Source organism: Schleiferilactobacillus perolens DSM 12744, from assembly GCF_001435585.1.
Taxonomy (GTDB): domain Bacteria; phylum Bacillota; class Bacilli; order Lactobacillales; family Lactobacillaceae; genus Schleiferilactobacillus; species Schleiferilactobacillus perolens.
On record NZ_AZEC01000096.1, the window covers coordinates 1 to 223 of the forward strand.

1 protein-coding gene is annotated in these 223 nt (G+C 43.0%); it reads left to right on the forward strand.

From position 1 onward, the window contains the following. Positions 1-56 precede the first annotated feature (56 nt). On the forward strand, positions 57-223 hold a 167-nt coding region (locus FD09_RS16145), incomplete at its 3' end, for a helix-turn-helix domain-containing protein (protein ID WP_083488014.1).

Below are 223 nucleotides of genomic sequence, written 5' to 3' on the forward strand. Positions count from 1 at the left end.
AACCATCAAGGTCTTTACTGGTGTTACCACACAATCCATTAGAAAGAAGGACCTTGATGAGCACCACTATTTTATCATTCCAGAACCGTGTTGTCATTGAAACGCTTCATAATGAAGGACGTTCCTTGCGATACATCGCTAACTACTTAGGCTTTAGTAAGACCACCATCTTTAACGAACTTCACCGGCTAAATAGTGAGTACCAGGCTGGGCTAGCGCAAAC